General features: G+C 60.9%; 27 protein-coding genes and 1 pseudogene. 14 read left to right on the plus strand and 14 right to left on the minus strand.

The window, feature by feature from the left end:
- Positions 1-24: 24 nt before the first annotated feature.
- Positions 25-1,224, minus strand: a complete 1,200-nt coding sequence (gene cml, locus ACFOYU_RS04305; RefSeq protein WP_377032561.1) for a CmlA/FloR family chloramphenicol efflux MFS transporter — start codon at positions 1,222-1,224, stop codon at positions 25-27.
- 493 nt (positions 1,225-1,717) lie between these two features.
- The gene (locus ACFOYU_RS04310; RefSeq protein ID WP_377032562.1) at positions 1,718-2,863 is read right to left on the minus strand and encodes a D-alanyl-D-alanine carboxypeptidase/D-alanyl-D-alanine-endopeptidase; all 1,146 of its coding nucleotides are present in this window, start codon (positions 2,861-2,863) and stop codon (positions 1,718-1,720) included.
- A 743-nt stretch (positions 2,864-3,606) separates the two neighbouring features.
- Here ACFOYU_RS04310 and ACFOYU_RS04315 point away from each other — a divergent pair.
- The 11 genes and pseudogenes from ACFOYU_RS04315 to soxA all read left to right on the plus strand — a co-directional run bounded on the left by ACFOYU_RS04315 (position 3,607) and on the right by soxA (position 12,480).
- The gene (locus ACFOYU_RS04315; RefSeq protein ID WP_377032563.1) at positions 3,607-3,855 is read left to right on the plus strand and encodes a hypothetical protein; all 249 of its coding nucleotides are present in this window, start codon (positions 3,607-3,609) and stop codon (positions 3,853-3,855) included.
- Positions 3,856-4,280: 425 nt separating this feature from the next.
- On the plus strand, positions 4,281-4,592 hold the full coding sequence (locus tag ACFOYU_RS04320; protein ID WP_377032564.1) for an integration host factor subunit alpha: 312 nt from the start codon (positions 4,281-4,283) through the stop codon (positions 4,590-4,592).
- 446 nt (positions 4,593-5,038) lie between these two features.
- Positions 5,039-5,407 (plus strand): annotated as a pseudogene (locus tag ACFOYU_RS04325) (DoxX family protein).
- Positions 5,408-6,211: 804 nt separating this feature from the next.
- Positions 6,212-6,670 carry a (2Fe-2S)-binding protein gene (locus ACFOYU_RS04330; RefSeq protein ID WP_377032565.1) on the plus strand — a complete coding sequence of 153 codons (459 nt, stop codon included), beginning with the start codon at positions 6,212-6,214 and terminating at the stop codon, positions 6,668-6,670.
- A gap of 19 nt (positions 6,671-6,689) precedes the next feature.
- Positions 6,690-8,864, plus strand: coding sequence for a molybdopterin cofactor-binding domain-containing protein (locus tag ACFOYU_RS04335; RefSeq protein WP_377032566.1), 2,175 nt, complete (start codon positions 6,690-6,692; stop codon positions 8,862-8,864).
- 4 nt (positions 8,865-8,868) lie between these two features.
- Positions 8,869-9,189 carry a c-type cytochrome gene (locus tag ACFOYU_RS04340; protein ID WP_377032567.1) on the plus strand — a complete coding sequence of 107 codons (321 nt, stop codon included), beginning with the start codon at positions 8,869-8,871 and terminating at the stop codon, positions 9,187-9,189.
- Between the two features lie 9 nt (positions 9,190-9,198).
- A complete protein-coding gene (locus ACFOYU_RS04345) occupies positions 9,199-10,461 on the plus strand; it encodes an FCSD flavin-binding domain-containing protein (RefSeq protein ID WP_377032568.1) in 1,263 nt (420 codons plus the stop codon).
- Positions 10,415-10,909 (plus strand): sulfur oxidation c-type cytochrome SoxX, encoded by a 495-nt coding sequence (gene soxX, locus ACFOYU_RS04350; protein WP_377032569.1) that lies wholly within the window; start codon positions 10,415-10,417, stop codon positions 10,907-10,909. Before ACFOYU_RS04345 ends, soxX begins: the two co-directional genes overlap by 47 nt.
- Positions 10,906-11,373 carry a SoxY-related AACIE arm protein gene (locus ACFOYU_RS04355; protein WP_377032570.1) on the plus strand — a complete coding sequence of 156 codons (468 nt, stop codon included), beginning with the start codon at positions 10,906-10,908 and terminating at the stop codon, positions 11,371-11,373. The genes soxX and ACFOYU_RS04355 overlap by 4 nt, the downstream gene beginning before the upstream one ends.
- A gap of 1 nt (position 11,374) precedes the next feature.
- Positions 11,375-11,695, plus strand: a complete 321-nt coding sequence (gene soxZ / locus ACFOYU_RS04360; RefSeq protein ID WP_377032571.1) for a thiosulfate oxidation carrier complex protein SoxZ — start codon at positions 11,375-11,377, stop codon at positions 11,693-11,695.
- Positions 11,692-12,480 (plus strand): sulfur oxidation c-type cytochrome SoxA, encoded by a 789-nt coding sequence (gene soxA / locus ACFOYU_RS04365; RefSeq protein WP_377032572.1) that lies wholly within the window; start codon positions 11,692-11,694, stop codon positions 12,478-12,480. Before soxZ ends, soxA begins: the two co-directional genes overlap by 4 nt.
- A gap of 19 nt (positions 12,481-12,499) precedes the next feature.
- On the opposite strand, the gene ACFOYU_RS04370 is transcribed toward soxA, so the two are convergent.
- Together ACFOYU_RS04370 and ACFOYU_RS04375 are read right to left on the minus strand one after the other, a co-directional pair.
- Entirely contained in the window at positions 12,500-13,012 is a 513-nt protein-coding gene (locus ACFOYU_RS04370) for a hypothetical protein (protein ID WP_377032573.1), read from the minus strand.
- Positions 13,013-13,482: 470 nt separating this feature from the next.
- Entirely contained in the window at positions 13,483-14,538 is a 1,056-nt protein-coding gene (locus ACFOYU_RS04375) for an SDR family oxidoreductase (RefSeq protein WP_377032574.1), read from the minus strand.
- Between the two features lie 392 nt (positions 14,539-14,930).
- On the opposite strand from ACFOYU_RS04375, the gene ACFOYU_RS04380 reads away from it, so the two are divergent.
- On the plus strand, positions 14,931-15,638 hold the full coding sequence (locus ACFOYU_RS04380; protein ID WP_377032658.1) for a L,D-transpeptidase: 708 nt from the start codon (positions 14,931-14,933) through the stop codon (positions 15,636-15,638).
- Positions 15,639-16,084: 446 nt separating this feature from the next.
- On the opposite strand, the gene ACFOYU_RS04385 is transcribed toward ACFOYU_RS04380, so the two are convergent.
- The 3 genes from ACFOYU_RS04385 to ACFOYU_RS04395 all read right to left on the minus strand — a co-directional run bounded on the left by ACFOYU_RS04385 (position 16,085) and on the right by ACFOYU_RS04395 (position 18,837).
- Positions 16,085-16,546 (minus strand): Lrp/AsnC family transcriptional regulator, encoded by a 462-nt coding sequence (locus tag ACFOYU_RS04385; RefSeq protein ID WP_377032575.1) that lies wholly within the window; start codon positions 16,544-16,546, stop codon positions 16,085-16,087.
- Between the two features lie 915 nt (positions 16,547-17,461).
- Positions 17,462-17,674: a NepR family anti-sigma factor gene (locus ACFOYU_RS04390; RefSeq protein ID WP_377032576.1), complete on the minus strand. Its 213-nt coding sequence runs from the start codon at positions 17,672-17,674 to the stop codon at positions 17,462-17,464.
- Between the two features lie 350 nt (positions 17,675-18,024).
- Positions 18,025-18,837: an alpha/beta fold hydrolase gene (locus tag ACFOYU_RS04395; protein ID WP_377032577.1), complete on the minus strand. Its 813-nt coding sequence runs from the start codon at positions 18,835-18,837 to the stop codon at positions 18,025-18,027.
- A gap of 167 nt (positions 18,838-19,004) precedes the next feature.
- Here ACFOYU_RS04395 and ACFOYU_RS04400 point away from each other — a divergent pair, with 167 nt between their 5' ends.
- Positions 19,005-19,436: a DUF1772 domain-containing protein gene (locus ACFOYU_RS04400; RefSeq protein ID WP_377032578.1), complete on the plus strand. Its 432-nt coding sequence runs from the start codon at positions 19,005-19,007 to the stop codon at positions 19,434-19,436.
- Between the two features lie 181 nt (positions 19,437-19,617).
- Here ACFOYU_RS04400 and ACFOYU_RS04405 read toward each other — a convergent pair whose 3' ends face one another.
- Entirely contained in the window at positions 19,618-19,791 is a 174-nt protein-coding gene (locus ACFOYU_RS04405; protein ID WP_377032659.1) for a hypothetical protein, read from the minus strand.
- Between ACFOYU_RS04405 and ACFOYU_RS04410 the strand changes: the two genes are divergently transcribed.
- The gene (locus tag ACFOYU_RS04410; RefSeq protein WP_377032663.1) at positions 19,708-19,896 is read left to right on the plus strand and encodes a hypothetical protein; all 189 of its coding nucleotides are present in this window, start codon (positions 19,708-19,710) and stop codon (positions 19,894-19,896) included. The two genes, ACFOYU_RS04405 and ACFOYU_RS04410, sit on opposite strands and share 84 nt — an antisense overlap.
- Before the next feature lie 158 nt (positions 19,897-20,054).
- Here ACFOYU_RS04410 and ACFOYU_RS04415 read toward each other — a convergent pair whose 3' ends face one another.
- From ACFOYU_RS04415 to ACFOYU_RS04440, 6 genes are all read right to left on the minus strand, one after another.
- On the minus strand, positions 20,055-20,234 hold the full coding sequence (locus ACFOYU_RS04415) for a nuclear transport factor 2 family protein (RefSeq protein WP_377032579.1): 180 nt from the start codon (positions 20,232-20,234) through the stop codon (positions 20,055-20,057).
- Positions 20,218-20,352, minus strand: a complete 135-nt coding sequence (locus tag ACFOYU_RS04420; protein ID WP_377032580.1) for a hypothetical protein — start codon at positions 20,350-20,352, stop codon at positions 20,218-20,220. The genes ACFOYU_RS04415 and ACFOYU_RS04420 overlap by 17 nt, the downstream gene beginning before the upstream one ends.
- Positions 20,353-20,467: 115 nt before the next feature.
- Entirely contained in the window at positions 20,468-20,830 is a 363-nt protein-coding gene (locus ACFOYU_RS04425) for a DsrE family protein (protein WP_377032581.1), read from the minus strand.
- 146 nt (positions 20,831-20,976) lie between these two features.
- Entirely contained in the window at positions 20,977-21,873 is an 897-nt protein-coding gene (locus ACFOYU_RS04430) for a hypothetical protein (RefSeq protein WP_377032582.1), read from the minus strand.
- A 244-nt stretch (positions 21,874-22,117) separates the two neighbouring features.
- Positions 22,118-22,483, minus strand: a complete 366-nt coding sequence (locus tag ACFOYU_RS04435; protein WP_377032583.1) for a GlsB/YeaQ/YmgE family stress response membrane protein — start codon at positions 22,481-22,483, stop codon at positions 22,118-22,120.
- A 257-nt stretch (positions 22,484-22,740) separates the two neighbouring features.
- Positions 22,741-23,304, minus strand: a complete 564-nt coding sequence (locus ACFOYU_RS04440; RefSeq protein WP_377032584.1) for a gamma-glutamylcyclotransferase — start codon at positions 23,302-23,304, stop codon at positions 22,741-22,743.
- Positions 23,305-24,231 lie beyond the last annotated feature (927 nt).

Consider the following 24,231-nt stretch of genomic DNA (forward strand, 5'->3'; position numbering starts at 1 on the left):
CATATCGCCCGACCTCACGTTGGATCACGTCCGCAGGCGGCCTCGTTGATGCAGGAATCCCAGTGCGGTCAGGACGACGATGGCCATGATCGAGGAGAAGGTTGCAAGCGGCCATGCGGTGTCACCTGGCAACCGGATCACAGCCAACGTTCCACCAATGCTGACGATGAGGCTCTGCACGCAGAAATGCAGCGCCACCGCCGATCCGGCGATGTCTCCGAACTTTTCTAGGGCGCCGTTCGCCGTCACCGACACCGTGAAGACGATGCCGATTGCCATGACCCACATGGGGACGATGAACGTCCCGAAGGATGGTGCCCCGTGCACCTGCCCCATGCTTAGCAGCCCTGCGCCCAGGAGCAGCATCGCCATGCCGCGCGTGAGACTGCCAGAGTTCCCCCATCGGGCAACGAACCGCTTGGCGAAGCGCGTCGTGATAATCATCACGATCGCTGCCGTGGCAAACGCGAAACTGAATTCCAGCTCCGAATAGCCAGCCCTGTCGATGAGGATGCGGGGGGCGGTCGAGAAGAACACGAAGAACGTCCCCATGGCGGCGCTGAACCCGAGCGTGTAGGTCCAGAACCCAAGGCTGCGGAGGACGGGCAGGAACGAATGTCGTGACATGGCGGCTGTTTTCGGTCGGGTTTCACGCCAGCGGAACAGAGCATGAAGGACCGCGAGAACGGCAAGAACACCCAGCGTGACGAAGATCGAGTGCCAACCGAAGCTGTCGGCAAGGAGCGCTCCGGCGATCGGTCCTAAGGCGGGCACAAAGGCCAGCATGGAACTGAACAGGCTGTAGATGACCACGCTTTCCGGGCGATCGGCATATACATCCCGGACGGTCGCGAAGGTGGCCACCAGGGCTGCCGAGGCTCCCACCGCTTGCAGGAAGCGAAGGATAACGAAGGGAATGGCAGTCGAGGATGCAGCCAAGCAGAATGATGCCGCGGCGAACAGGATTGCACCGCTGACCAGAATGGGCCTCCGTCCGACACGATCCGAGATCGGCCCGAAGATGATTTGACCGAGCCCGAGCATCACCATGTAGAGGCTCAACGTGAGTTGGACGACGGCCGGGCTGGTGCCGAGAATGCCCGGCATGGCCGGAACGATGGGAAGGTAGATATCCATCGCCAGGGAGGCGAGAATATCGAAGGGTGCCATCAGCAAGAGCGCTGTCGGCAGGGAATAGGCCCACTTGGGGGGCTTTGGAGACATGATGAGGCATCCGCTCAAATGAGGATCATTCGGCGGCGACCTGCCTGTCAGCATAGGCTGGGATCAGTTCGACAGACGCCGCAACAACAAGGAAAGCGTTGTTGCGGCTTACTTGTCCGACGAGGGCTCGGCTCCCATGCCACGGCTCCAAGGTCATACGAGGTAAGAACAGAGATCGTCGATTAACATGGCGTCCTGGAGTAGACAATCCTCGCGGGATCTCTAGGACGAGGTCTTCCAAGACAATAAGGCTACTGGCAAGGAGACGGAGTTTGCCTTGAACATGGCCGCTCGGACCGGGCGGCATGCGGAATGACCCCTCTCCGACCTTCGGAAGGTCCGCTCTTGGGCATGACCTCCCGGTCCGGAGGCAAAGCCTTCAGGCCGGGGGACGTTAACGATCCACGCGAGTTCCTCTCTCAGGGCTCAGTAGGGGGCATTGTGGTCTTTTGGGACGCATTGGGGAGCTTCGGCTCGATAGGTGCACCTGCGGCTACAACTGGGACTGAATGGCTTTGAGGAGCCGGAAGCGCATCGCGCCGTTGTTGCTTTCGAGCGCGATCACGAAGCGCACACGCCCATGCTTCGAAGTATCGGTATAACCCGCTAAGGTGCGGACGCCGGAAAAGCTGCCGGTCTTGAAGTGAGCGCCGTCGCCGCTTTGGAGCAAGTGGGCATGGGGCTCAAAGAGGTGCAGCAATTGGGCAAGGCCGCGGGCCGTGAAGCGGTTGCCGCGGCTGATGCCCGAGCCTTCCTCAAGGTAGATGGACTCGGCGAGGCCGTGCCTGGCGAGCACCTCGTTCGCAACCTGGAGCGACTTCTCAAGGCTGACGGGCCCGCCTAGGCGGTGCCCGCCAATCTCCAGAAAGACCTGGTTAGCGATGTAGTTGTTTGAGCCTAGCAGCAACCCGGCAAGGATCTCCGAAAGCGGGCGTGATTGGCGGTGAATGTAGACCGGCTCCAGGCCCGCAGGCACGGCTCCGGTCGAGATCTTGCCCTTGACGCTGCCGCCGGCCCGCTCGATGAAAGCGGCAATCAGCTCGCCGGCATATTGCATGCCCACTGTGGGATCCTGGGTCAGGCTGATGCGACCGCGACCCTGGGCGCCCCGTGCTAGGAACTGGCTGACAGCGAGCGGCGTGATCGGGGTCTGTTTCTCGGCGGAGTGGACCGTCTTGCCCTTCCGAACAGCATGGATCGTGTTGAAGTTCACCGCGAGCGCGGAGTTCAGCGCGTTGTAGGCCTCCTCGGTGTCCTCGATGCCCGGGATACGGATGTTCGAGGGGTAGTAGCTCGCGTCCAGCACGATGCCGCTTAGCGGCTGCGTACCGGTTGCAGCGACCAGCACCGGCGCGAGCTGAGCCAGCTCTTCGGAGACAAGAAAAGGATCGCCGCCACCGCGAATGTAGAGCACTCGGTCGCCACCCAGGTAGAAGCGGGTCTCAAAGCGGTAGTCGGCGCCGAGGACTTCCATCGCCAGCCAGGCGGTTACGATCTTGGCGACGGAGGCCGGCACGAAGGGCCTATCGGCATTCTGAGCCACCAGTTCGTTGCCCTTTTCGTCCATCACGAGCACCAGCCCCGACGGAGCAAGCGCGGCGAGCTTCTCCCCAGCACCGGCCAGGGCTGGGGCAGGCATCAGGAGCAGGGCGCAGGCGAGCAGGTCAGACCGCAGGAGGGCGCTAGCCCGTGCCCTCCAATTCGTCGTTCTCGGTGATTGGCTCAACATAGCACTATAGTCTCATTGGCCTATATGGGAGTTCGAGGATTGTCCGCTTCCGCGCGGCTCCTGAGCGCTTAGCGGACATGCGTTGCGAGGGTGGTCGACGGAGAATGAAGGTGACGTTTGCCTCCTCGATCGGCAAGTTCTCGGAAATCACAGATACTTGAGGCCAGCTTCGTCAATCTAGCACCTCAGAAGTGCACCATTCTATCAACCCAGCTCCTCTCCGAAGATCCTCAGTTTGCTGGAACTATATCGATAATGTGGTTGCTGGAGCGTACGTTCAACGGCACGCTCGTGGCAGTCGTGGTCAATGATGCGTTTTGCGCATTACCACTTAGAGGGTGGTTGGCGCCCAGGATCGGACTGCACCATTCTGACTAAATAACCGACTTTACCTGCTGCGTTGATTCGCCGGCAAGCCGTTATTTCCGGGTCGTGTGTGTCGGTGCTTATTGTCAGGCCTTGTTAGACAAGTCACAGCCCATCAAGGTCATAGGCGGAGCTGTTAGCTGTCCGGGGGCACTGAAGGTTGTTGCCTGCTGCTGGGATGGATCCTGGGGCGCTTACGGTCGCTTTCGGGATCAGTGCGGTACGCCTTCATCTCGCCCCGAAACCCACTATGATCTCCTGCTTCACAGAATGAGGGAGGGTGTTCAATGCCGCGTACCTCTACCGTATCGATGCAGTTCCCCTGGTATTCTGCCGACCTTCAGGCCGCCCTGGCGGCGCTTGCGGATACTGAAGCCGAATATCGCAGCGATTGTGAGCAGCTTCGGCTTTGGGCCGGTCCTGAAATCATCAAGGAGCGGCTGCTCGCCCAACTCAAAGATCGCCATCAGCGGCTGCGCGAGCCTCTAATCCAGCGGTTGACCGAGTTACAACATCGTATGGGGCCACCGCATTAGGCGGCGCAGGCACGTTAAGCTATTCCAGCGACATCGATAGGGGGATACATGCGGCAGGCTTCATCGACGATGCTCACGGGGGTCACCCTGCTTGTAACATCGTCGCGCACCTTGGCCCAGGCACCTGCTCCGGGTGCGCTACCGGCTGATCCGGCAGTCGCGCCAGAAGGCGGTCTCGCCGACTGGTGGTGGGTGATCCTGCTGGGGATCGTGGTGATTGGTACAATCTGGTATCTCGCCCGTAGAAGGCGAGCCCCGTAGAACGACGGGAGGTATCACGTGTGTCCCTGGCGATACAGCCATACTCGTGCCGATCAGGCATTCTGGTGATGTCCAACGGGAGGGCTGCGGGGCACTTCCTCCTTGGTCCTCGGGAAACGCCTCAGCTCCAAGCTGGGGCGTTTCTCATTATCGGGAGCGGGCTGATGGCGGGAAACACAGTGACTCGAACGGAACTGAGCGAGGCGGTTCGTCAGAAGCTCGGTTTCTCGCGGGCGGAATCGGCAGAATGGGTCGGGCAGGTACTTGAGGAGATTTGCGACTGCCTCGCGGCGGGCGAGGATGTGAAACTCTCGGGCTTTGGTCACTTCATAGTGCGAGACAAAGGAGAGCGCGTCGGGCGCAACCCCAAGACCGGAGTTGAGGTGCCGATTGAGCCGCGCCGCGTTTTGGCATTTAGGCCGTCCAATGTGCTCAAGGCGCACATCAATGGCGGCAGCAACACCGTCGGCGGTTGACGTACAGTGTCATTCGAGTTTTCCCAAACATATTGTGATCAACCCAACAGCAAGTTTCTGCGTTGAGCGGCCAGTATCATCGGACACGTAGGCAGAGACCGTTAGGGTCGGAACGAAAACTTTCATCTTTACCGACGCTGAAATGGCAGACTCCATAGCGAGCGTCGAAGCTCGTCCCTCACTTCAGCGTGCTTCGGTTCTATTCGTTGCCTCCGTGAGCGCCTTTGTTGGGGCAAGTCTGTTCTTCGCCAGCCTCTGACCGACGCATGGAAGTCTGCGCCTATTCTGGGGCCGGGAACCCATGAGCGAACTGCGGGGTCTGGAAGGCATTTAGCCTACACGTCTTATCGGCCTGGAATGCCACGTGATGGCGAGAAGGATCGCCTGATGCCTACTCGGATACGCTCGACCGCTGGTCACCCTAAGCCTTGGCTACTCTGCGGATCATGACGGCCCTGATCTTCATGCTGCATGGCACCAAAAAAACTGCTCGGCTTTCCGGTCCCGCCGCAAAGCGGAATGCCGCCACTCTTCTCCCTTCATGGGACCGGCGGCGTTCTTGAGCTTGTCGGTGGAGTGGTGGTCCTTGTTGGCCTGATCACCCGTCCGGTAGCCTTCACATCCTGGCCGGGGAGATGGCCGTCGCCTACTGGATGTTTCATGCTCCTCGAAGCCTGTATCCCGTGCTCAACAGAGGGGATGCATCGATCCTCGACTGCTTCGTGTTCCTGCTGTTGATGTTTGCCGGCCCAGGAGCATGGAGCATTGACGGCGTGAGCAGGAGGACAGGTCCGCGACATTTCTGGGAACAGTGAATGGCACGCAAGGAGACGCTGCGCGCAGAGCGCAGCATCATGATGCCCGCCAGCGGAAGGGGCTTAGGCTCAGATGCTTCCGCGCTCTGAGGGTGGTATTGCTGCCGTCGCTCATTCCTTATGGAGAGCCACCTCACAACGATTAGAACACCCCAAGGCCCACCACCGCACGACGTGACCCATGGGGAACGCGGTGTGCTGGCTCTGGAGCGCTTGCCCCGAACTGCCCTGTCGTGGGTCTTGTGATGAAGCCGGTCGGAGAACCGGATGCGGTAGCGTCGCACGCCCGGTTTGATGAGCCGAGGTAGGAAGCGGGGCATTGCCGCATGGCCCAAACAACCGCGCCCATCCTAGACTCTACCGCCTGAGACCTAAGCTCGAAGGCAGCAATCCTCACGCAACCAAACCTTTCGAAAAGCGAATGGACTTCACTGCCTGACCCGGAGCTACCCGTCCAATTGGTAGAGGAAGGGGCGAAGGGTAGCCGCGGGCCGCCCAGCCATCGAGGAACTGACCAACAGCCTGTTTTCTCGGCCTAGACGGCACTTAAGGACTAACCCATCTGAGGTATCATGTACATCCGACAGGTGAAAACGGGCCAACAGGGATGGCGCTCGAACCCTGCACCATGTCCAGACGGCTGTCTCTACGACAACAGGCATCAGTAACCAGAGGGCTGCCAGGGCAGCAGGTCTGCAAACCGCCAGATCGCGAACGATTGACTGGAGTCTAGGTGAGCCTAGGATCCATACTTTGGTACTGCGTACGGAGGCGGCGCTCACAATACAATCTGGGAGGAAGCTCATGGTCAGCCTGACGATCAATGGAACTGTCCGCGAAATCGATGCTGAACCGGACACGCCTCTCTTGTGGGCCATTCGCGAACAGGCTGGATTGACCGGTACGAAATATGGATGCGGCGTCGCCCAATGCGGCGCCTGCACAGTGCATATCGACGGCCTCGCCACCCGCTCCTGCACCCTGCCTATCTCGGCGCTCTCGGCCGACCAGAAGATCGTGACGATCGAGGGACTGTCGCCGGATGCATCCCACCCTCTGCAGAAGGCCTGGCTCGAACTCGATGTGCCGCAATGCGGCTATTGCCAGACCGGCCAGATCATGGCGGCCGCGGCTCTCCTCCAGGCCAATCCCAAGCCTTCCGACGAAGATATTGTGGCCGAGATGTCCAACATCTGCCGGTGCGGGACCTACAACCGCATCAAGGCAGCCATCAAGCTTGCCGCTGGACAGAACCGCGGCTGACCGGCGACGGGAGGAATCAATGACTGCTGCACTCGACGTATCGCGCCGCACATTCCTCGTCAGCTCCGCCGCTGCCGCTGGCGGGCTTGCGCTGGGATTCACCCTTCCGTTCGGCACGGAAGCGTTGGCCCAGACATCTTCCGAGATCAACGCCTGGGTGGTGATCAGGCCTGACGACACGGTTGTGGTCCGCATCGGCCGCGTTGAAATGGGTCAGGGAACGCTCACCGGCCTAGCCCAGCTCGTTGCCGAGGAGCTGGAATGTGAGTGGGACAAGGTGACGACCGAGTATCCGACGCCGGGCCAGAACGTAGCCCGCAGCCGCGTCTGGGGCAATTTCCAGACGGCGGGCAGCCGGGGCGTGCGAGACTCGCACGACTATATGCGCAAGGGCGGAGCCGCCGCCCGCCATATGCTCATCCAGGCCGCAGCCAATGAGTGGGGAGTGCCGGCAGGCGAATGCAGCGTCGCGAAAGGTGTGATCACCCATGGGCCATCCGGACGGACCACGACCTATGGCAAGGTTGCCGAGGCAGCCTCGAAGCTCAATGCGCCCAGCGACGTCACGCTCAAGGATCCGAAGGACTGGACGATTGCCGGCAAGCCCGTGAAGCGGCTCGACACTGTCGAAAAGCTCAATGGCGCTCAGATCTACAGCATCGACGTGAAGCGGCCCGGCATGCTCAACGCCGCAATCAAGGCGAGCCCCGTCTTTGGCGGGAAGCTCAAGAGCTTCGACGCCGCCAAAGTTGAGGGCATGCCGGGTGTCAGAAAGGTCGTCCAAGTCGGCGATGATGCCGTTGCGGTTGTCGCGGATACGTGGTGGCGCGCGAAGACCGCGCTCGACGCCCTGCCGATCGAGTGGGATGCAGGGCCCAACGCGCAGCTCTCCAGCGAGACCATCGCCGAGATGCTGAAGGAAGGGTTGACTGCCGACCAGGCCTTCGTCGGCAACCGGGCGGGCGACGTCAAAGCGGTCCTGGCAAACGCGGACAAAACGGTCGAGGCGGTCTATGGTTTCCCGTATCAACACCATGCCACCATGGAGCCGATGAACGCCACCGCCCTGTGGACCGATGACCGTTGCGAAGTCTGGACGGCAACCCAGAATGCCGAGGCGGCGCTTGCGACCGCGGCCACGGCGGCGGGCCTGCCGGTGGGCCAGTGTGAAGTCTATCGCCACAACCTCGGCGGCGGCTTCGGCCGGCGTGCGACGAGCCACGATTTCGTCCGGCAGGCCGTTCTCATCGCCAAGCAGATGCCCGGAACGCCCGTGAAGCTGATCTGGTCCCGTGAGGAGGACATGCTGCACGGGCATTATCACCCAATCACCCAGGCCAAGCTGGTGGGCGCTCTCGACAAGGACGGGAACTTGACCGGGTTGCACATGCGCATTTCCGGCCAATCGATTCTTGCGGCCGTGAATCCTCAGGCCCTCCAGAACGGACGTGACCCCGCGACGTTCCAGGGGCTCAACCCGAGCGGGACGGAGGGCGTGCTTGGTTACACCATCCCGAACCTGCTCGTCGATCACGCCATGCGCAACCCGCCAGTGCCTCCCGGCTTCTGGCGAGGCGTGAACAACAACCAGAACGCCCTTTATCTCGAGAGCTTCATGGATGAGCTCGCCCACGCGGCCGGCCAGGATCCGCTCGAGTTCCGGCGCAGGCTGCTCGTGAACCACCCCAAGCACCTCGCCGTGCTCAATGCCGTGGCCGAGAGGGCAGGCTGGGGCACGCCGCCGCCGCAAGGGGTTCACCGCGGTCTCGCCCAGCATATGGGCTACGGCAGCTATGTCGCGGCCTGCGCCGAAGTCTCGGTCGACGATGACGGGGTCTTGAAAATCCATCGCATCGTGGCGGCAACAGATTGCGGGCATGCCGTCAATCCCCAGCAGATCGAGGCGCAGATTGAAGGCTCTTTCGCATATGGTCTAAGCGCCCTCCTTCTTGGCGAGATCACGCTGAAGGACGGCAAGGTCGAGCAGGAGAACTTCGATACCTATCCCGTGGTCCGCATGGAAGAGATGCCGGCTGTCGAGTCCATCGTCATGCCGTCGGGAGACTTCTGGGGCGGCGTCGGTGAGCCGACGATCTTCGTGGCGGCTCCGGCGGTTCTCAATGCGATCTTCGCCGCGACCGGCAAACGCATCCGCTCCGGGCCGTTGACAAAAGCGGACCTGCGTCGGGCGTGAGGTCGTGAACGGCGCAGGCCCGAAGGCCTTTCCGACCCGCGAGAGCTTCATGATCCTCGCGGCGATCATGATCGTTGCAGCTACACCGGCGAGGGCGCAACCGGCTGCGCCTCCCGGAGTGACGGCATGCTCCGGGTGCCATGGTCCCGGAACCGTTGGTACGGTCGTTCCCACGCTCCAGGGGCGCGAGCCGGGAGAGATCGTTGCAGCCATGCAGGCCTTCCGCACCGGCCGAAGACCGGCGACGGTCATGGACCGCATTGCGAAAGGCTTTTCCGAAGAGGAAATCCGCGCCATTGCGGCCTGGATCGGTCGGCAACGCTGAGGTGACGTCATGTCCGGAACGATGAGCCGCAGGACGTTCTTGGGATCGGCGGCGCTCGCGGCAGCTGCAGTTACGCGGTGCGCGGCGGCGCAGTCCTCCCCTCGGGTGGTGGTCATCGGGGGCGGGTTTGGAGGGGCGACCTGCGCACGGGAGCTGGGTCAAAAGGGGCTTGCCGTTGTGCTGGTCGAGCCTGAACCGACCTACACGGCGTGCCCGTTCAGCAACGCCGTGATAGCCGGGCTGCGGCCCATCGTGGCCCAACAGTTCAAGCTCGGCATGCCTGGGCCGGATGGCGTCAACATCGTCCGGCAGCTAGCTGTCCAGGTTGATCCCTGGAACCGCCGTGTCGGCCTCGCGGACGGCTCGTCCATTGATTACGACCGGCTCGTCCTCTCGCCCGGCATCGACATCAGGTTCGACGCCTTGCCCGGCTACGACGAGGATGCTTCGCTGGTGCTGCCCCACGCGTGGAAGGCAGGAGAGCAGACCGTGCTGCTGCAGCGCCAGCTTGAGGCGATGGACGATGGCGGCACCGTCATCATTGCCGCCCCGAGCAACCCGTTCCGATGCCCCCCTGGGCCTTACGAACGAGCGAGCCTGATTGCCCATTATCTCAAGATGAACAAGCCCCGCTCGAAGCTTCTCATCCTGGATGCAAAGGATAGCTTCTCAAAGCAGCGCCTGTTCCAGGATGCCTGGCGAGAGCTGTATCCGAGCATGATCGAGTGGGTGCCGCTGTCATCCGGCGGGAAAGTGATCGAGGTGGAGCCTAAGTCTAAGACGCTGGTGACGGATTTCGATCGCCACACGGGCGACGTGGTGAACGTGATTCCGCCTCAGCGGGCCGGGAAGATCGCACAGGCTGCGGGCGTCGCCGACCGGAGCGGATGGTGTCCGATCGATCCTGTCACGTTCGAGTCGCGCCTCCAGCCGAATGTCCATGTGATCGGCGATGCCTGCATCGCAGGCGGCATGCCGAAATCGGCATTCTCCGCGAATGCGCAGGCGAAGGTCTGCGCCGCTGCGGTTGCCAGCCTTCTTCGGGGAGAGACGCCCGCCGCACCGAAGCTCATCAACACCTGTTACAGCCTAGTTGCCCCCGATTACGGGATCTCGGTCGCTGGCGTCTATCGCCCTGTCGACGGTGTTCTGACCGATGTGGAAGAGGCCGGTGGGACGAGCCCGCAGAATGCTCCACCATCGTTTCGAGAGCAGGAAGCCACCTATGCCGAAGCATGGTTCAAGACCATCACCAGCGAAGTCTTCGGGTGATGTCCTGGCGATAGCGGCGGCTTCTCTCTTGCTGGTGGCATCCGCACCGATTGGGGCGCAGGAGATGCGCTTTTTCGAGATCGTCGACGATGGCATTCCGGAGCCGCTCACAGGCACCAGGGGCGACCCTGCTCGCGGCCGTGCAATCGTCGTTGATCGCCAGAAAGGGCTTTGCTTGCTCTGTCATTCCGGACCGTTTCCGGAGCAGCGCTTTCAGGGAAACCTCGCTCCCGACCTGAGCGGCGTCGGCGCACGCTGGTCGGAAGGGCAGCTGAGACTGAGAATCGTCGACAGCAGGCGGATCAATCCTGCCACGATCATGCCGCCCTATCATAGTATCGATGGACTCGTCCGGGTCGGAAAAACCTGGCAGGGCAAGCCCGTGCTGAGCGCGGAGCAGGTCGAGGACGTGGTGGCGTTCCTCACAACATTAACGGAGGCTCCATGAGCGACGGACCAGGCCCCAGGGGCGCTACTAGGCGTGAGGTGCTCGCCACCGGTGCTGGCGCTCTGGCGCTGATCGTCACGCGTCCTGCCCAGGCAACCCCGGAGAGCATGGCGGCGGCCATCAAGGCTTGGGTTGGCGAGGCAGAGGTGCGGAAGGGGAGGGTTGCCCTCGATATTCCGCCGCTGGTCGAGAACGGCAACTCCGTTCCCTTGAAAGTTACGGTCGAGAGCCCGATGACAGCGGAGGAGTTCGTGAGGTCCATTGCCATCTTCAACGAACGGAATCCGCAGCCGAACGTCGCTCATTTCCACCTCAGCCCGCGCGCCGGCCGAGCCGAGGTCTCGACCCGCATCCGCCTGGGCGACTCCCAGAACATCGTCGCGATTGCACAGCTCAGCGACGGCACCTTCTGGTCCGACACCGCCGAACTCATCGTGACCCTGCCGGCCTGTGTGGAGACCTGACATGGCGCGCGCCCTCATCAACGTTCCTAAGACAGCCAAGCGCGGCGACATCATTGAGATCAAGACCCTGATCTCCCATCCCATGGAGACCGGCTATCGGACCGGCGCGGATGGCGCGCTCGTCCCGCGCAACATCATCAACAGGTTCATATGCACCTATAACGGGGAGGAGATCTTCAGCGCGGATTTGTTCCCGGCCATTGCGGCCAATCCGTTTTTCTCGTTTACAGCGGTCGCGACGGAGAGCGGGCGCATCGCCTTCCGGTGGATCGGAGACCAGGGCGAGGCTCACCTAGAGACTGCAGAGATCATCGTCGAATGAGCGGGCTTCTGCAAGGAATTGCCTGGAGCGCTGGAGCGCTGAGTCTCGGCGCTGTTCTTGCGAGTGCTCAACCATCTCCTCCGGCGGAGCGCCTTTCTGGCTTCGACTTCATGAGCCCCGAGTCCCAGACAATGCAGCGGGACGACATCGCCAATCCGGGGATGCTGTGGGTTGCGGAGGGAGATGCGCTGTGGAGCAGCAAGGCCAATCCGAGTGGCCGCTCCTGCGGTGATTGCCATGGCGATGCGGCGGTGAGCATGAAGGGTGTCGCCGCGCGCTACCCGGCCTACTCCGCCGAACAGGGGCGGCCCATTGATCTCCAGGGGCGCATCAACCTGTGCCGGACCGCGAACCAGAACGCTACGCCTCTTCCATTCGAGAGCCGGGAGCTCCTCGCTCTCACTGCCTTCGTCGGGAAACAATCGCGGGGCATGCTGATCGTAGTGGGAGACGATGAACGCCTCGAGCCGTTTCGTGTCCGAGGCCAGGAGCTTTACGAGCGGCGGCAGGGACAGCTCAATTTTTCGTGCGCCAATTGCCACGACGACAATTGGGGGCAAAAGCTCGCGAGCAGCGTAATTCCGCAGGCGCACCCGACCGGATATCCCATCTATCGCCTGGAATGGCAGGACATGGGCTCCCTCCAGCGCAGGCTTCGGAACTGCATGGTGGGAGTGCGAGCGGAACCCTACGCTTACGGCTCACCCGAATATGTTGACTTAGAACTGTTCCTCATGACGCGCGCCAGAGGCATGCCGTTGGAAACGCCTGCCGTTCGCCCCTGAGGGGCGGCAGCGGATGGCCTCAGCCGCTCGTCGGCTTGTCTGCCAGTTTGGGGCCGATGGTCAGCGTGATTGCCTCTCCCGGCTTGAGGCCGTATGCGGCCAGGGCTTGGCTCAGCTCCTTTCCTGCATCGCCTGCCCTAATGCGTTCGTGACCAATCCTCTTGCTCCAATCGTCCGATTCATTCTCCGGTGGCGTCCACCCGAGCTGCTTGAGGATTTCGGGGGCCTCTGCCTTCATCAGAGGATAGTTGAACTTGCTGACGGCCTCAGCCAGGACACCTTCGTCGGTTCGGATAATGGTGACGTAGTACTTTTCGCTCTCGCTATAGACCGTCGCGGCCATTTCGGGCTGTGATGCCACGAACGTTACCAGCTCGGACAGACATTTCTCGCTGAAACGCCTCAGCTGCTGGGTCATCGTTCCGGTGCACGATAGCCCTTCCGCCTGCTGTGCGGCGGCCGTTTCTGGGCCTAAGACGTAGACCGGGAGCACGAGAGCTGAGAATTGCAAGATCTTCCGCCAATGAGTCATGGGGCCTCTCCTCTTGGAGCCGCAACGGACCAACAAAGCACAGCAATTTCGGTTCCTGATGGTTCATTTCGCTACGGCTCAACTGAGGCGAATAGCCATTCTCAGGCGTCAAACACTTCCATTCCTCCACCACGTCTGAGCCTAGGGGCATCGGATGGGTAAAGTGGGTTTGCACTTTCGAGATCAGTCCGATGCCCATTCCATGGGTGAGCACATCATCCGGAGCGGAAACCGGGTCCGCTTTTCGCTCCCGCGGTCCTTCAGTTCGCAGACGCGGACTTCCGGATCCGCACGTCGCACGTAAGTGGCTACGGAAAGCCAAGATTCTCACGCAGTGCTCGTAGGAACAATTGCGGTGCTACGGGTCGCCTATCTCTCGTCCGCTTCGCCCTTTCCAATCCAACCCCAGGCACACGCCTTAAGGCCAAGTTCCAGACCACGGCCGCCGTCTTACACGCCCGGGTTTCGTGCTAGTGCGACCCGGTGCTACGCCGACGCGGCGACGCGGCTCTCGGGCGCAGCAACTGCAGCGCCGCGAAGCCAAAGCCCGCCGCAGCGGCGAGAGCCGCTCCCGGCAGAAAGCTGGCGGGGTGAAGCTGCGCCTCCAGGAACAGGCTCGTCTTGCGCGATCCGCCCGGCAGCGACGATCGCTCGGTGCCGTCTGACCGGGACTTGTAGAGATTGTCCCGCCGCTCCATGCAGCCCGGATCGCTGGTCTCCTGAAGAATCCGTCCACCGGCTTCCATCGCATAGTCAGTCAGGCGTGGCGCAAGAGTGCCCATCATGGAGAGCGCCCAGCCCCCGAACCCGACAATGATGTCACGCCGATCGTGCTCGCAGGCGAAGACGATGGCCCGCGCCACAAGCTCGGGATCATAGGAGGGCGGTGGATTCTTGGTGCCGGGCGAGTCCAGATAGCTGCGCGCGTGCTCCATATAGGGCGTGTCGATAGCAGATGGCTTGATGAGAGTGACCTGGATTGGTGCGCGATCCTCCTCAAGCTCCATCCTGAGTGCGTCGGTAAGACCCTTCACGGCATGCTTCGAGGCGGAATAGGGACCTTGCAGGATGTCGGCTCGGTCGCTCAACACACTTCCCATGTTGATGATCTTGCCGCCGTGCTGACGCAGATGTCCGGCGGCCACCAGACAGCCATGCAGAACGCCGAAATAGTTGGTTTCGAACAGCCGCCGGTGGTCCTCGATCGGAATCTGCTCGACGGTTCCGAAGATCGCCACGCCGGCATTGTTGATCCAGGTGTCGAAGCCGCCGTACTCCTGGACAGCTCTGTCTGCGACTCGCTCCATATCCTCAAAGCGGCCGACATCGGCCGCAACAGCAATGGCTCTTCCACCCTTGACCTCGCAATCACGGGCGATCTCCTGCAAGGCGACCTCGTTCCGGGAGACGAGAACAAGCTTGGCGCCCCTGGTGGCCAAAGCGCGGGCCGTCGCCAGGCCGATGCCGCTGGATGCTCCGGTCAGAACCACAATCTGCTCCCCGACGGGTTTGAGGCGTACTGTCATGGAATCTCCTGGTTCGGGAACCGGACCGAAGCCACACCCGAAATTTGTTCCGCACCATCTTCAAGGCGCTGCGAGCAGGGAGGTTCCGCTCGATCCAACCTCCGAAGAAGCAGCGGCGCTCCTCGCGGGCGGCTTCTCCGACGTTGTGGTGAGCATCCGCATTTATCGCCGCGGTGCCGAAGCCAACCATCAGATCGGGCCACGCGGAGTGAAACCGCGAGGCCATCTGGATTTTCCAACCAAGTTTTTGGTAAGCCACGCGCAGCGACGGCCTGGGCTTGCCAATTGAGCCGGGTGACGGCACTCTCTAGCTCAGCAGGACGTTCAGCGGGTGGTTGCCGGAGTTTTGGCTCGTCGGGCAGCAGGAGAAGGGAAGCAGCCAAACCATGACCATGGACAGTGGCAGCGCCGATGCCGGCGAGACAGACGAGGTGGCTTCGCATGGCCGTCGTCGGGCGGGGGGGCTTAGCCGTCGGTCGTTTTTGGTCGGCTCGGCCACCGGTCTCGGCGCGCTGGGGTTGGCCGGTTGCGTGACATCCGACGGCATGAGCCTCGCCGAGGCCGCGAAGGTCTACGGGCCAGTGCCCGATGAGAAGTTCCCGATCCCGGCAATCGATGTCAGCAAGGTCGATCCGAAATATTATCGCCGGACCGTTCGCTACGACAGCAAAGAGGCGCCCGGTACGATCATTGTCGACCCAGGCAATTATTATGTTTACCGCGTCGAGGACGATGGAAACGCCACCCGCTATGGCGCCAATGTCGGCCGCGATGGGTTCCGGTGGAGCGGTGAGGCGTATGTTGGGCGCAAGGGTGAATGGGCGACCTGGACCCCGCCCAAGGAGATGATCCGGCGCCAGCCCGAGGCGGCCAAGTGGGCCCGCGGTATGCCGGGCGGCCTCGACAATCCGCTCGGCGCCCGCACGCTGTATCTTTATCAGAACGGCGCTTACACGCTCTACACGATCTACGCCAGCCTCGATGCCGAGTCGATCGGCACCGGCATCACGAGCGGCTGTGTCGGCCTCCTCACTCAGGACATGATGCACCTGTACTCACGAACGCCGGTCAAGACGAAGGTGATCGTCCTTCCGGCATAGCAACGGCGCCAGCCCCGACTGGCGCCGCTGATGCGGGCAGCGCAAAGGACAGGCTCGTTCTTTGCATCTGAGGGATTGTATGGGTGGCGATTCCGGAAGGTTGACGAAGGGACTATTGTCGTCACGCGCGACCCTAGGTTAGCGACGCCAGCATTCAGCGACCCGACGGCCACTCTCACGGGCATATATGCCCGTCAGTCCTTGGCCAAGGATTGGGCGGTGGGGAACCGCGGCTCTCGGATCTCCTGAGACGTAACACCTCGATCATCATAGATCCTTACCAACTGACATTGATCAAGCGACCTCAACGCGCAAGGTTGGCCTAGTCCAGATCTCTTCTGGAGCAAGCAATGTCTCTGGCTCAGCAACTTGAGATAACGCGGCATTCATCCTGGACAAGATCTCGAACTCCACACCGCTTGTTCCCGACGTGACTGCCGCTTCAGTTATCTGTCCGCAAGCAGCAGGGGATCGACCGAGACGGCTCTCTTCAGTTCGCGAAGAGCAAATGTCGAGCGCGAATGACGAATGCCTGGAATCCGGTAAAGGCTCTCGCGTAGAAAACGCTCATAGTGCTCTGTATCGGATACGGCTACTTTGACGAGGTAGTCGTAGTCTCCCGTCACAAGGTGCGCCTCGACCACCTCCGGGATCTTCGCCAGGGCATCTCCAAACTGCTCAAGCATGTTCTCATCATGTCTATCAAGAGTTACCTCGACGAAGATCACGTTCGATACCCCTATGGCCTGGTGGTTGAGGACCGCGACATAGCCCTCAATGGCGCCGCTGGCTTCCAAGCGCTTCACACGGGTCCAACAGGGTGATTGGGAAAGACCAACTCTCTCGGCAAGTTCGGCCATCGTAAGCCGGCCATCCCTCCGAAGAGCCGAGAGGATCTTGCGATCCATTCCGTCGACTGATGCCCTGTTGCGGCCAAGTTGACTCTCAGAACGCCTGTTCTGCCTCACTGCCGTTCTCCTGGATTCCATTCTGCAATGCGAGCATACAGAACTTACTTCGGCAAGAAATTCTGGCGGAGCGCAAATAATATCTTCTTAGACAAAATGATCATATCGGAGGGAACAATGTCAGGAGAACCGAGGTGGGAGCTCGTGGTTGAGGCGGCCCTGACCGACACTTACGATGGGGCAATTCGCATTCTCGGAGATGCCCAGCGCTTTGGTTTTGAACTCGGAAGCTTGGCGCTCACAGCTAAGAGTGACGGGGGCGGCTCGGCCACCATCTTACTGTATGTTCCGGCCTCTGTGGACGCGCAACTCGTCTGCGCCAAGCTGGCTCGCCATCCCGCAGTACAGCGTGCGAATGCCAAGGCCAGTCCTAGCACAGCTTCCCTCGACTGTCCGCAGCCGGAGGCCGCATGAGATCTCCGCGATGCCGCCGAGGCTCTAAACGCCACTGGATGGATCTTCAGTCGCAGATCAAATCGCGCCAGAACCTGTATTAGGGCGAGATAACATCTTTCCTGTCTTCTTGATCGGAACAAAATAAGAACGAATGGCGTTCCTGTTGATAATATGGCTAGGCTTAGGAGCTTCATCGTCTACCAATGTCGCTCACACTCAAAGATGAAGATGTTGAGGCTGAGGCCCGTTCCATTGTCCGCAGGAGGATAGAGAACTCAGGATGGTATGCCCACGCTACGGAGGCTGAACGTAGGTATCTCATTGAACAGGACGTGGAGCGCCATTGGCATCTGATGATCCGTGAGGCTACTTCACGGCTGGCTGGTAGACTGGCGCAGGAAAACCCTGACTAACACAAGGTGTAGGGCTAGCAGCCCCGTGTGGAGGCTGTGGAACGGCTTATGCCTCCCCCTCGTCTTTGCCGTTTTCCCGCTGTGCAAGTCTTTCCAGTATCTCCCTTAGACGTTCAGGAATCTGCTCCTGTATCATCTCCTCATAACCTCCCTTCATTCGGAGGCCGAGTTCCCGCAGTAACTCTCGCTGAGCGTGGGACGTGAGCTGGTCGGATGTAATGCTCCACATGCCGCCGTTGGGCTGAGGCTTCTTCGTCACTTCTGCCTCCGCTAAACAATCGCGTCAGACAGAACCTGCTTAACCTATGTTAAGTTGCGGTTAAGCCTCACGAAACCGCAACTGGTTTTGGAAGTACACCGAGAGGGGAAGCTTACCCAATAGGCGACCTCTGGGTTCACACCGACCCCCGCAATGAACTTGGCCGCTCGTGCCGGCAGGAAACACGGACTGAGCGCTTCCTCTAAAGCCTTCGTCAGCTTACCAGACCAAGCCAGAGTTTCATTCCCTGTACCGATCTCCTGTGCGTGACCCCATGCAGACCTTGTGTGTTCAAAGGAGAAGAGCAGCGAGGCTTGACTGTTGATGGGCACCCGAAAGCTTCCACCCACCTACGGAGTGTTCGGGCTTTGGAGGAACGCGATCAGATCGAGCGCGACATCGTCCGGCGCCTCCCACTGGGGATCATGACCAATCTCGGGACTGATCTTGACTATCGCACCGGGGATCCGTGTGGCGAGGTGCTCCTGCTCTTCCTGTGAGAAGACGCCGTCGCGGTCGCCGCCCAGGATCAGAGCCGGGCAGCGGATCCGGGCGAGATCCGGTTCGGGATCGGCCGCGAGAAGGCCGAAAAGCGCGGCCTTCCAGACCCGCGCCGGGGCCTTCAGGCTCTCGGCCACGACTCGCTCAAAGAATGCCGCCGGCACCGGGCGGTGGATGGTGCTGGCCTGAAACATGCGGACGAAATCCTCGCCGACGGGATCGTCGAGCGCGTCGACCTCCCGCAGCAGGTCCTGCGTGATCGGGTTGCACGCTGTCACGGCCGAGCCAATGAGGACCAAGCGCTCAACGCGCTTGGGAGCTTGGGCTGCGACTGTGCGGGCGATGAAACTCCCCATTGAATGGCCGACCAGGGTAGCCTCTGCGATTCCAATCGCGTCCATGAGCTGGATGGCGTCCCTAGCGAGTTCGGCAGGCGCATAGCCATCCATCGGCCGGTCGGATTCTCCATGCCCGCGCTGGTCCGGGACGATCACGTGCCAGTCCGCCGGGAGGAGCGGGAGAATGCGGCTGAAAGATACCCAGGAATCGGAATAGCCGTGCAGCATCAGCACGGCCCGGCCGTCCTCCGGCCCCTGCTCAGCCACATGCAGACTGAGGCGAGACGGCAGGCAATACTTCGCGAACCGCAGATCGATTGACATGTCAGCCAGTATACTGTGGGGGAGAGAAGACGAGCAATGGTGGCCTGCTTGTTCAGCCCTGAGCGGGTCTGGATGGTTCCGCCCTACGCGACCCTGGGGCGGGGTGGAACTTCTATGCCTCTTTGGCCTGGAGGGCTTAGGATGCGTAAAATCTGGAGGAATTCGGTATGCTCACGGGTCAGTTCGCGCTCGTTGTCGCCGCATTGTTCTCGGGCGCTGCCCTCTACATCAACGTGGCCGAGCAACCCGCGCGTTTGGGGCTTGATGACCGTTCCCTGCTGGCCGAGTGGAAGCCGGCTTACAAGCGCGGTACGGTCATGCAGGCTCCTATGGCCATCGTAGGATTCCTGCTCGGGCTCGCTGCGTGGTGGCAGACCGGGCATATCGGCTGGGCCATTGGAGGGCTGCTCATGGTTGCGAATTGGCCTGTGACGCTCTTCGCCATCATGCCGATCAACAACAGGCTCATGGCGACCGATCCGGCAGCGGCTGGTCCTGAGAGCCGAGCCATGATCAAGCGGTGGGGCTCGCTGCACGCCGCGCGCACTGCGCTTGGCTTTGCGGCATCCCTCGCTTTCCTGTGGGCATCCCTTGCCTGAGCAGCGCGTCCCAACGCGAACCTCCATCTCACAGCGGAGTGTTCGATGTTCAGCCCTCTACACAAATAAAGTTATGAGCTGGAAAGGTCCGATAGTGGCACGAGGCGGAAGTAGATCGAAAATCTGCACTCGTGCGGTGAGCGGACCTTCAATCGGTAAACCTTAAAGAATGCGCCTGACCCTAGAGGATCTGCGGGGCCAAATGGAGGTAGAAGCTGATAGGGTCTGTGCCGAGCTTGCGTATTGAAGGGTGCCCGTGGGTGGCGATCGAATGATCGGCATCTCGCCCTTTTGGCGTCAGCAGTGCTTCCCTGGCACGAGCGCGGCGCTCCTGATCGCCAACCCGGTAGCGCATCTCACCCTCAAGCAAATGGAAGATTTCGTGCTCGTAATGGTGAAAGTGAAGGGGCAGTGGGTTCCCTTGAGAAGCACGGTGCTCAAGAACCGAGATGCCATCTGAACCATCCCGTGAAGAGACGCGGACGATGATGTGGGAGTTGAGGAACCAGAAGTTTCGACGATCTGAGATAGATCGGTCCATGGTTGTGCCCTCACTCACAGCGTTGTTCGAAGCGGAGCGTAACAGTGCCTTGACAGCCTACAAGGGAAGTTCTGGGATCAGCCAGTCCGCTGTTTCCGGTACGAGTTCTTCACTGCGATCTTTCCATCCCGGAACGTGAAGACGTCGCAACCCTGGATCTCTACGCGAGCGCCATTCGGCCCGGTCGCCGTGAAGACCCACTCTGAGACGCCGCGCTCCCCAGCAATGAAATGCCTGGGATCACCCCATTTGGGCATCCGGAAAGGTAGCAAAGACCTCCTCAATCCCACGACGGAGTTCGTCGTGACCCGTGTAAACGGTGCCCTTCACGTCGGGTCCACGGCTGGCCTCAAACACGCAGTCTTCGGTCATCATCGCCAGGATTGCATCGGTATCGTGCCGGTTCTACGCCGCCGCAAAGTCGTCGAGGAATGCACTGGAAACGGCGTCTGGCATCTGGGATTCCATCCTGGCTCGAGTGCTCACCGGGTCAGTAGACAATGTTCCGGTCGCACTCTATCACCAGCCGAACCAAAGTCGGTGGGGTTCCCTTCTCATAGGGAATACCTTGGAGGTCCTCATCGGCCACACCTCGTGCGGCACAGGACCCGCCCGAGAGGTAGAGGCGACCGCCTCCCGCGATGATCTTCGAGTAGTGTTCGTTGAGCGCACCTGTGCCGAGCCCCACCAGAGCGTTCCGCACCGGCTCGCGCAGGAGTTGGACAGCATCGCCTGCCAGGAAGACATGAACTTCATGTCCAGCTTCAACCGCCGCTGCTGCGACAAAGAAGGCGAGGGTCGCCTTGGTAGGGTTCTCAGGCCCGCACGTGATGTGAACAAGAAGGCTGGACATGAACACCTCACCCAAGCAGGAACGTAAAGGCACTGTTGCGCATCAACTATGCGCTTGATCATGCGGTGGGCCAACGTAGCGACCCTACTATTCTGGATAAGGCGCTTTGAAGGGCCTGGAGGAGCGGGCGTATTTCTCCAAACTCTTCAGTGGAGCACTCCCGTCCGCACGGGCACCGCGATTTTAAAACCAACCACCGCGTCGAAGAGGGCGGTCTTCCGGTATACTGGGGGGCGCACCCAGTCGGCCTGGGTTTCATCACCTCGGCGGGCCATCTCCATGAGCCCGAACCACGTGAGCGGGCGGAGCACGCGGCTCCTCATGGCGTACCCAGAAAAGTCCCTAACTGTTCGATCGAGATTTTCGTCGCGGACAGTGCAGACTTGGGTGAGCAGATCGGTGTCCTCCCAGTCGCAGGCCGCCACTGATATGCACCAAAGCACAATGCCGATATGGTCCTGCGGCCAATGTTCGACAGGAGCCCGATCAAAATAGCTGAGGCTGACCCGCCACAGGGTCGTCTCGAACAGAAGCGCAAAGAGATCAGCGGATGCGTTCGGGGTCAGAAGGGTTTGAGCTTTCTTTGTGGCGATCAGCACCTTTCCCCGACGGCGCAGCAGGCCCGCCACCTGGAGTACGATGCGAGTGATATGAACCGGCAGGGCATCTGCCTCGCTCAGCACCCGATTGACGGCAAGGACTTCATTCTTCGCGTAGTCGGGCCAGTCGATCAATTCAAAGAGGGCTCGCGTATCGGCTCGTGACAGGGCACCCGTTGCGGTCAGGGGTAAGCCGCCTTGTGCGTCAGCCCGTTCAATCACCTGACGGGCTGCCATGACCAGTGGGACAGCGCTGATCTCGTGCGGCGCTCGGTTCGGAGTGAGGAAAATGCCATCGGGTAGGCCGCGCCTTGGTGCGTCCACAAGCGCATGAAGACCCTCTCGATCCAGAAGCCGCCAAGCGGGAATGAGGCGGCTTTCCTCTGCCATGGTAACGCTCGCAATTGTTCCAATCCTGTCGATCCCGCCGTAACGCTGCGGCACTTTGCTCCTGCGCCGCTTGTGGTCACTCGGCCTGATCTGTCCGCGTATTGTATCCACTTATGGCTGGGAAAGAAGAAGGGCGGCTCTGAAGCCGCCCAGTTATGCGCAATCAAGCTGCACGAGTGGGCGTAGCGATGTGAGCGCGGTATGCTGCGGCTGATTTCATTGGAATGGTGCCTGCTTCGGTAAGCTTGGTGATGTCGAACTTGGCCCGTCGTTTGCCGTCTGGCGGGTACAATGCCTCTCAGCCAATAATGCGGGCGAGGAGGACGACGATGATTGCTCCTATGGTTGCGGTGGCAATCCGGCTAGCAGTCTGATTACGAATCCCGAGGTCAACTCCAAAGCGCTCCAGAAGAAACCCGCCGACGAGAGATCCAGCAAGGGCGGTGACCACGTACTGAAGAAGGCCAGAGCCGCCCACAAGCCAACTTGCCAGCCATCCTGCCACGATACCGATTCCGGCTTGGGCAGCAATGGCTCGCTTGTCCAGGGCGTTTAGGGCCTCCCGATCCACGCTGATGCGGATCGGCAGCCGAGTGCGAGTTTGATCAGGTGCTTTGCGCCTGCCTCGCGACTTATTTGGGTTGGGCTTCGATGTTTTCGCCATGCCTTCGATATGGACGCTCGTGGGGCTACGATCCAGGAGTTACGCCGGGAGAATCGTAGATAAGCCTGCCTCTCCAATTACAACGGCACCAAGGGCAGTGGCGACCCCGGAGGTCTGCCTGAGCGGCCATTCCGCTTGGCGATTGGACCTTCGCTCCAGCGTTTCGCCTTGAGTTCTCGACCTGGAATGCATAGACCTTCTCTACATGCTCTTGGTCGACGTGGGTGAGTTCCTTGATCTCCCCCTTGCTGCAAATCTCAGCCGTTGTGGATTCTCTCGATCCGCTCGGCAACAAGCTCTTGGAGCTTCCAGAGCCCGCGATCATGGATGCCGTGCTCTTTGAGATGCGTGACGGTATTGCAGAGATACTCCGCGCCAGAGCCCCAGTGGCCGCAGGCTCGAGCCAGCACAACGGCGACCTCCTCAGCTGACAGTCTGCCGACGTAGAACCGGGATTGGCGGTTCATCACAAAGGCAAGCGCCCTGAGGGGGCAATGCTCGGTCTGCACGCTGATCCAGCGGGGGAGATTGTTGGGCGGCTTCACCGTCATCTCCCGCCGCACCAGCTTGCCAAGCTGCGCTTCCAGGTTCTGCGGGACAAGCTTGAACAGGACACCTTGGCACTGGCCGCCTCGGTCTAGGGACATCATCAGACCTGGCTGCTCCTTGGAACCTCGGAACCGCATGATCCTAAAGCAGAAGGAGCGATGCCAGCCTCGTGCTGTACCTTTCCTGACCTCAACATGCTCCATCTCGGGCTTCCAGATCAGCGAGCCATAGGCGAAAAGCCATGTGTCTGGCTCACCGGGATGAGCGGTCAAGAGACTCTCCACGACTGCGTCATAGTCCTCATCCGCTTGGTAGACCCAGGTCGGGTCTGGACCGGGGTTTCCCAGCACCCGATGGACCTGGGCCAGGAGGTCCGGTGTAAGTGCCATCTGCCGAGTTGCCCTCATGAGCGATCTCCAGAGCGAGGGACCGTCGGCCTACCTTAGCACTGTCCGGGCTCGGTTCGATTGCGCCAACATACCTGTGGTACCTTTCTCAGAGTCATCCCGTAGGCGGCCACGTGATCTTCCACACGTAGCCTTCCTCGCCTGCGTGGCACGACCATTCACGTGATCCTAAATGGGTTTCAACCCCGACGGAGAAATTGACGATGACAGCCCACGGGAATACCTCGGATAATGGGCTCTGGCGCGACGCTCGGACCAGCGACTTGAACAGGGTCCTCCCAATCCAGGCGGTCGGGGCCTCCTTCGGATGTTCAGGCTCAAACGGCACGACCTGAGAATCAGTCTCGGGTCATTTCGGCTCTGGTCCTTGCCTGCAGCGCCGACCCTGCCAATCGCTGGATGTATCCCGCGCCCGAAACCTTCCTGTGGTACTTTCCTGACTTTGTGAGGGCTTTAGGTGGCAGGCCTTCGGGTGCAGGACAGCTTAGTTCATTGGCGATGCGCAAGCCGCTGCGCTGTGGCTGCCACCGGGTGTAGAGCCTGACGAGGAAGCTCTGATGGCCCTTTTCCACCAAAGCCTCCCCGAGCATAGTCAGAAAGGCCTATTCGCGATCTTCGAGCAGATGGGGAGTTACTATCCTCACGGGCCGCACTGGTACTTGCCGTTTATTGCATTCTTGCGCCGCCTGTTCGGCAGCTCTGGCCCCACTCTGCTCCCAGGCAGAACCGAGGCCATCGTGGTGCTTGGTCCAATATCGCTCTTTAGCCTCCTCCAGGCGAAAGCCGCAATCC

Source organism: Microvirga sp. GCM10011540 (genome assembly GCF_042650665.1).
In the GTDB taxonomy this organism is placed as follows: Bacteria; Pseudomonadota; Alphaproteobacteria; order Rhizobiales; family Beijerinckiaceae; genus Microvirga; species Microvirga lenta.

What these genes read in the sequence shown, in the direction of transcription:
- ACFOYU_RS04375 (WP_377032574.1), bottom strand. Translation starts at nt 14,538, where the DNA reads ATGACAGTACGCCTCAAACCCGTCGGGGAGCAGATTGTGGTTCTGACC.
- soxZ (WP_377032571.1), top strand. Translation starts at nt 11,375, where the DNA reads ATGGCGCGCGCCCTCATCAACGTTCCTAAGACAGCCAAGCGCGGCGAC.
- ACFOYU_RS04330 (WP_377032565.1), top strand. Translation starts at nt 6,212, where the DNA reads ATGGTCAGCCTGACGATCAATGGAACTGTCCGCGAAATCGATGCTGAA.
- ACFOYU_RS04315 (WP_377032563.1), top strand. Translation starts at nt 3,607, where the DNA reads ATGCCGCGTACCTCTACCGTATCGATGCAGTTCCCCTGGTATTCTGCC.
- ACFOYU_RS04385 (WP_377032575.1), bottom strand. Translation starts at nt 16,546, where the DNA reads ATGGATCGCAAGATCCTCTCGGCTCTTCGGAGGGATGGCCGGCTTACG.
- ACFOYU_RS04395 (WP_377032577.1), bottom strand. Translation starts at nt 18,837, where the DNA reads ATGTCAATCGATCTGCGGTTCGCGAAGTATTGCCTGCCGTCTCGCCTC.
- ACFOYU_RS04415 (WP_377032579.1), bottom strand. Translation starts at nt 20,234, where the DNA reads ATGCCCAAATGGGGTGATCCCAGGCATTTCATTGCTGGGGAGCGCGGC.
- ACFOYU_RS04435 (WP_377032583.1), bottom strand. Translation starts at nt 22,483, where the DNA reads ATGGCGAAAACATCGAAGCCCAACCCAAATAAGTCGCGAGGCAGGCGC.
- ACFOYU_RS04370 (WP_377032573.1), bottom strand. Translation starts at nt 13,012, where the DNA reads ATGACTCATTGGCGGAAGATCTTGCAATTCTCAGCTCTCGTGCTCCCG.
- ACFOYU_RS04400 (WP_377032578.1), top strand. Translation starts at nt 19,005, where the DNA reads ATGCTCACGGGTCAGTTCGCGCTCGTTGTCGCCGCATTGTTCTCGGGC.
- ACFOYU_RS04345 (WP_377032568.1), top strand. Translation starts at nt 9,199, where the DNA reads ATGTCCGGAACGATGAGCCGCAGGACGTTCTTGGGATCGGCGGCGCTC.
- ACFOYU_RS04380 (WP_377032658.1), top strand. Translation starts at nt 14,931, where the DNA reads ATGGACAGTGGCAGCGCCGATGCCGGCGAGACAGACGAGGTGGCTTCG.
- cml (WP_377032561.1), bottom strand. Translation starts at nt 1,224, where the DNA reads ATGTCTCCAAAGCCCCCCAAGTGGGCCTATTCCCTGCCGACAGCGCTC.
- ACFOYU_RS04405 (WP_377032659.1), bottom strand. Translation starts at nt 19,791, where the DNA reads ATGCGCTACCGGGTTGGCGATCAGGAGCGCCGCGCTCGTGCCAGGGAA.
- ACFOYU_RS04410 (WP_377032663.1), top strand. Translation starts at nt 19,708, where the DNA reads ATGATCGGCATCTCGCCCTTTTGGCGTCAGCAGTGCTTCCCTGGCACG.
- soxX (WP_377032569.1), top strand. Translation starts at nt 10,415, where the DNA reads ATGCCGAAGCATGGTTCAAGACCATCACCAGCGAAGTCTTCGGGTGAT.
- ACFOYU_RS04320 (WP_377032564.1), top strand. Translation starts at nt 4,281, where the DNA reads ATGGCGGGAAACACAGTGACTCGAACGGAACTGAGCGAGGCGGTTCGT.
- ACFOYU_RS04335 (WP_377032566.1), top strand. Translation starts at nt 6,690, where the DNA reads ATGACTGCTGCACTCGACGTATCGCGCCGCACATTCCTCGTCAGCTCC.
- soxA (WP_377032572.1), top strand. Translation starts at nt 11,692, where the DNA reads ATGAGCGGGCTTCTGCAAGGAATTGCCTGGAGCGCTGGAGCGCTGAGT.
- ACFOYU_RS04425 (WP_377032581.1), bottom strand. Translation starts at nt 20,830, where the DNA reads ATGTCCAGCCTTCTTGTTCACATCACGTGCGGGCCTGAGAACCCTACC.
- ACFOYU_RS04310 (WP_377032562.1), bottom strand. Translation starts at nt 2,863, where the DNA reads ATGCCTGCCCCAGCCCTGGCCGGTGCTGGGGAGAAGCTCGCCGCGCTT.
- ACFOYU_RS04355 (WP_377032570.1), top strand. Translation starts at nt 10,906, where the DNA reads ATGAGCGACGGACCAGGCCCCAGGGGCGCTACTAGGCGTGAGGTGCTC.
- ACFOYU_RS04420 (WP_377032580.1), bottom strand. Translation starts at nt 20,352, where the DNA reads ATGATGACCGAAGACTGCGTGTTTGAGGCCAGCCGTGGACCCGACGTG.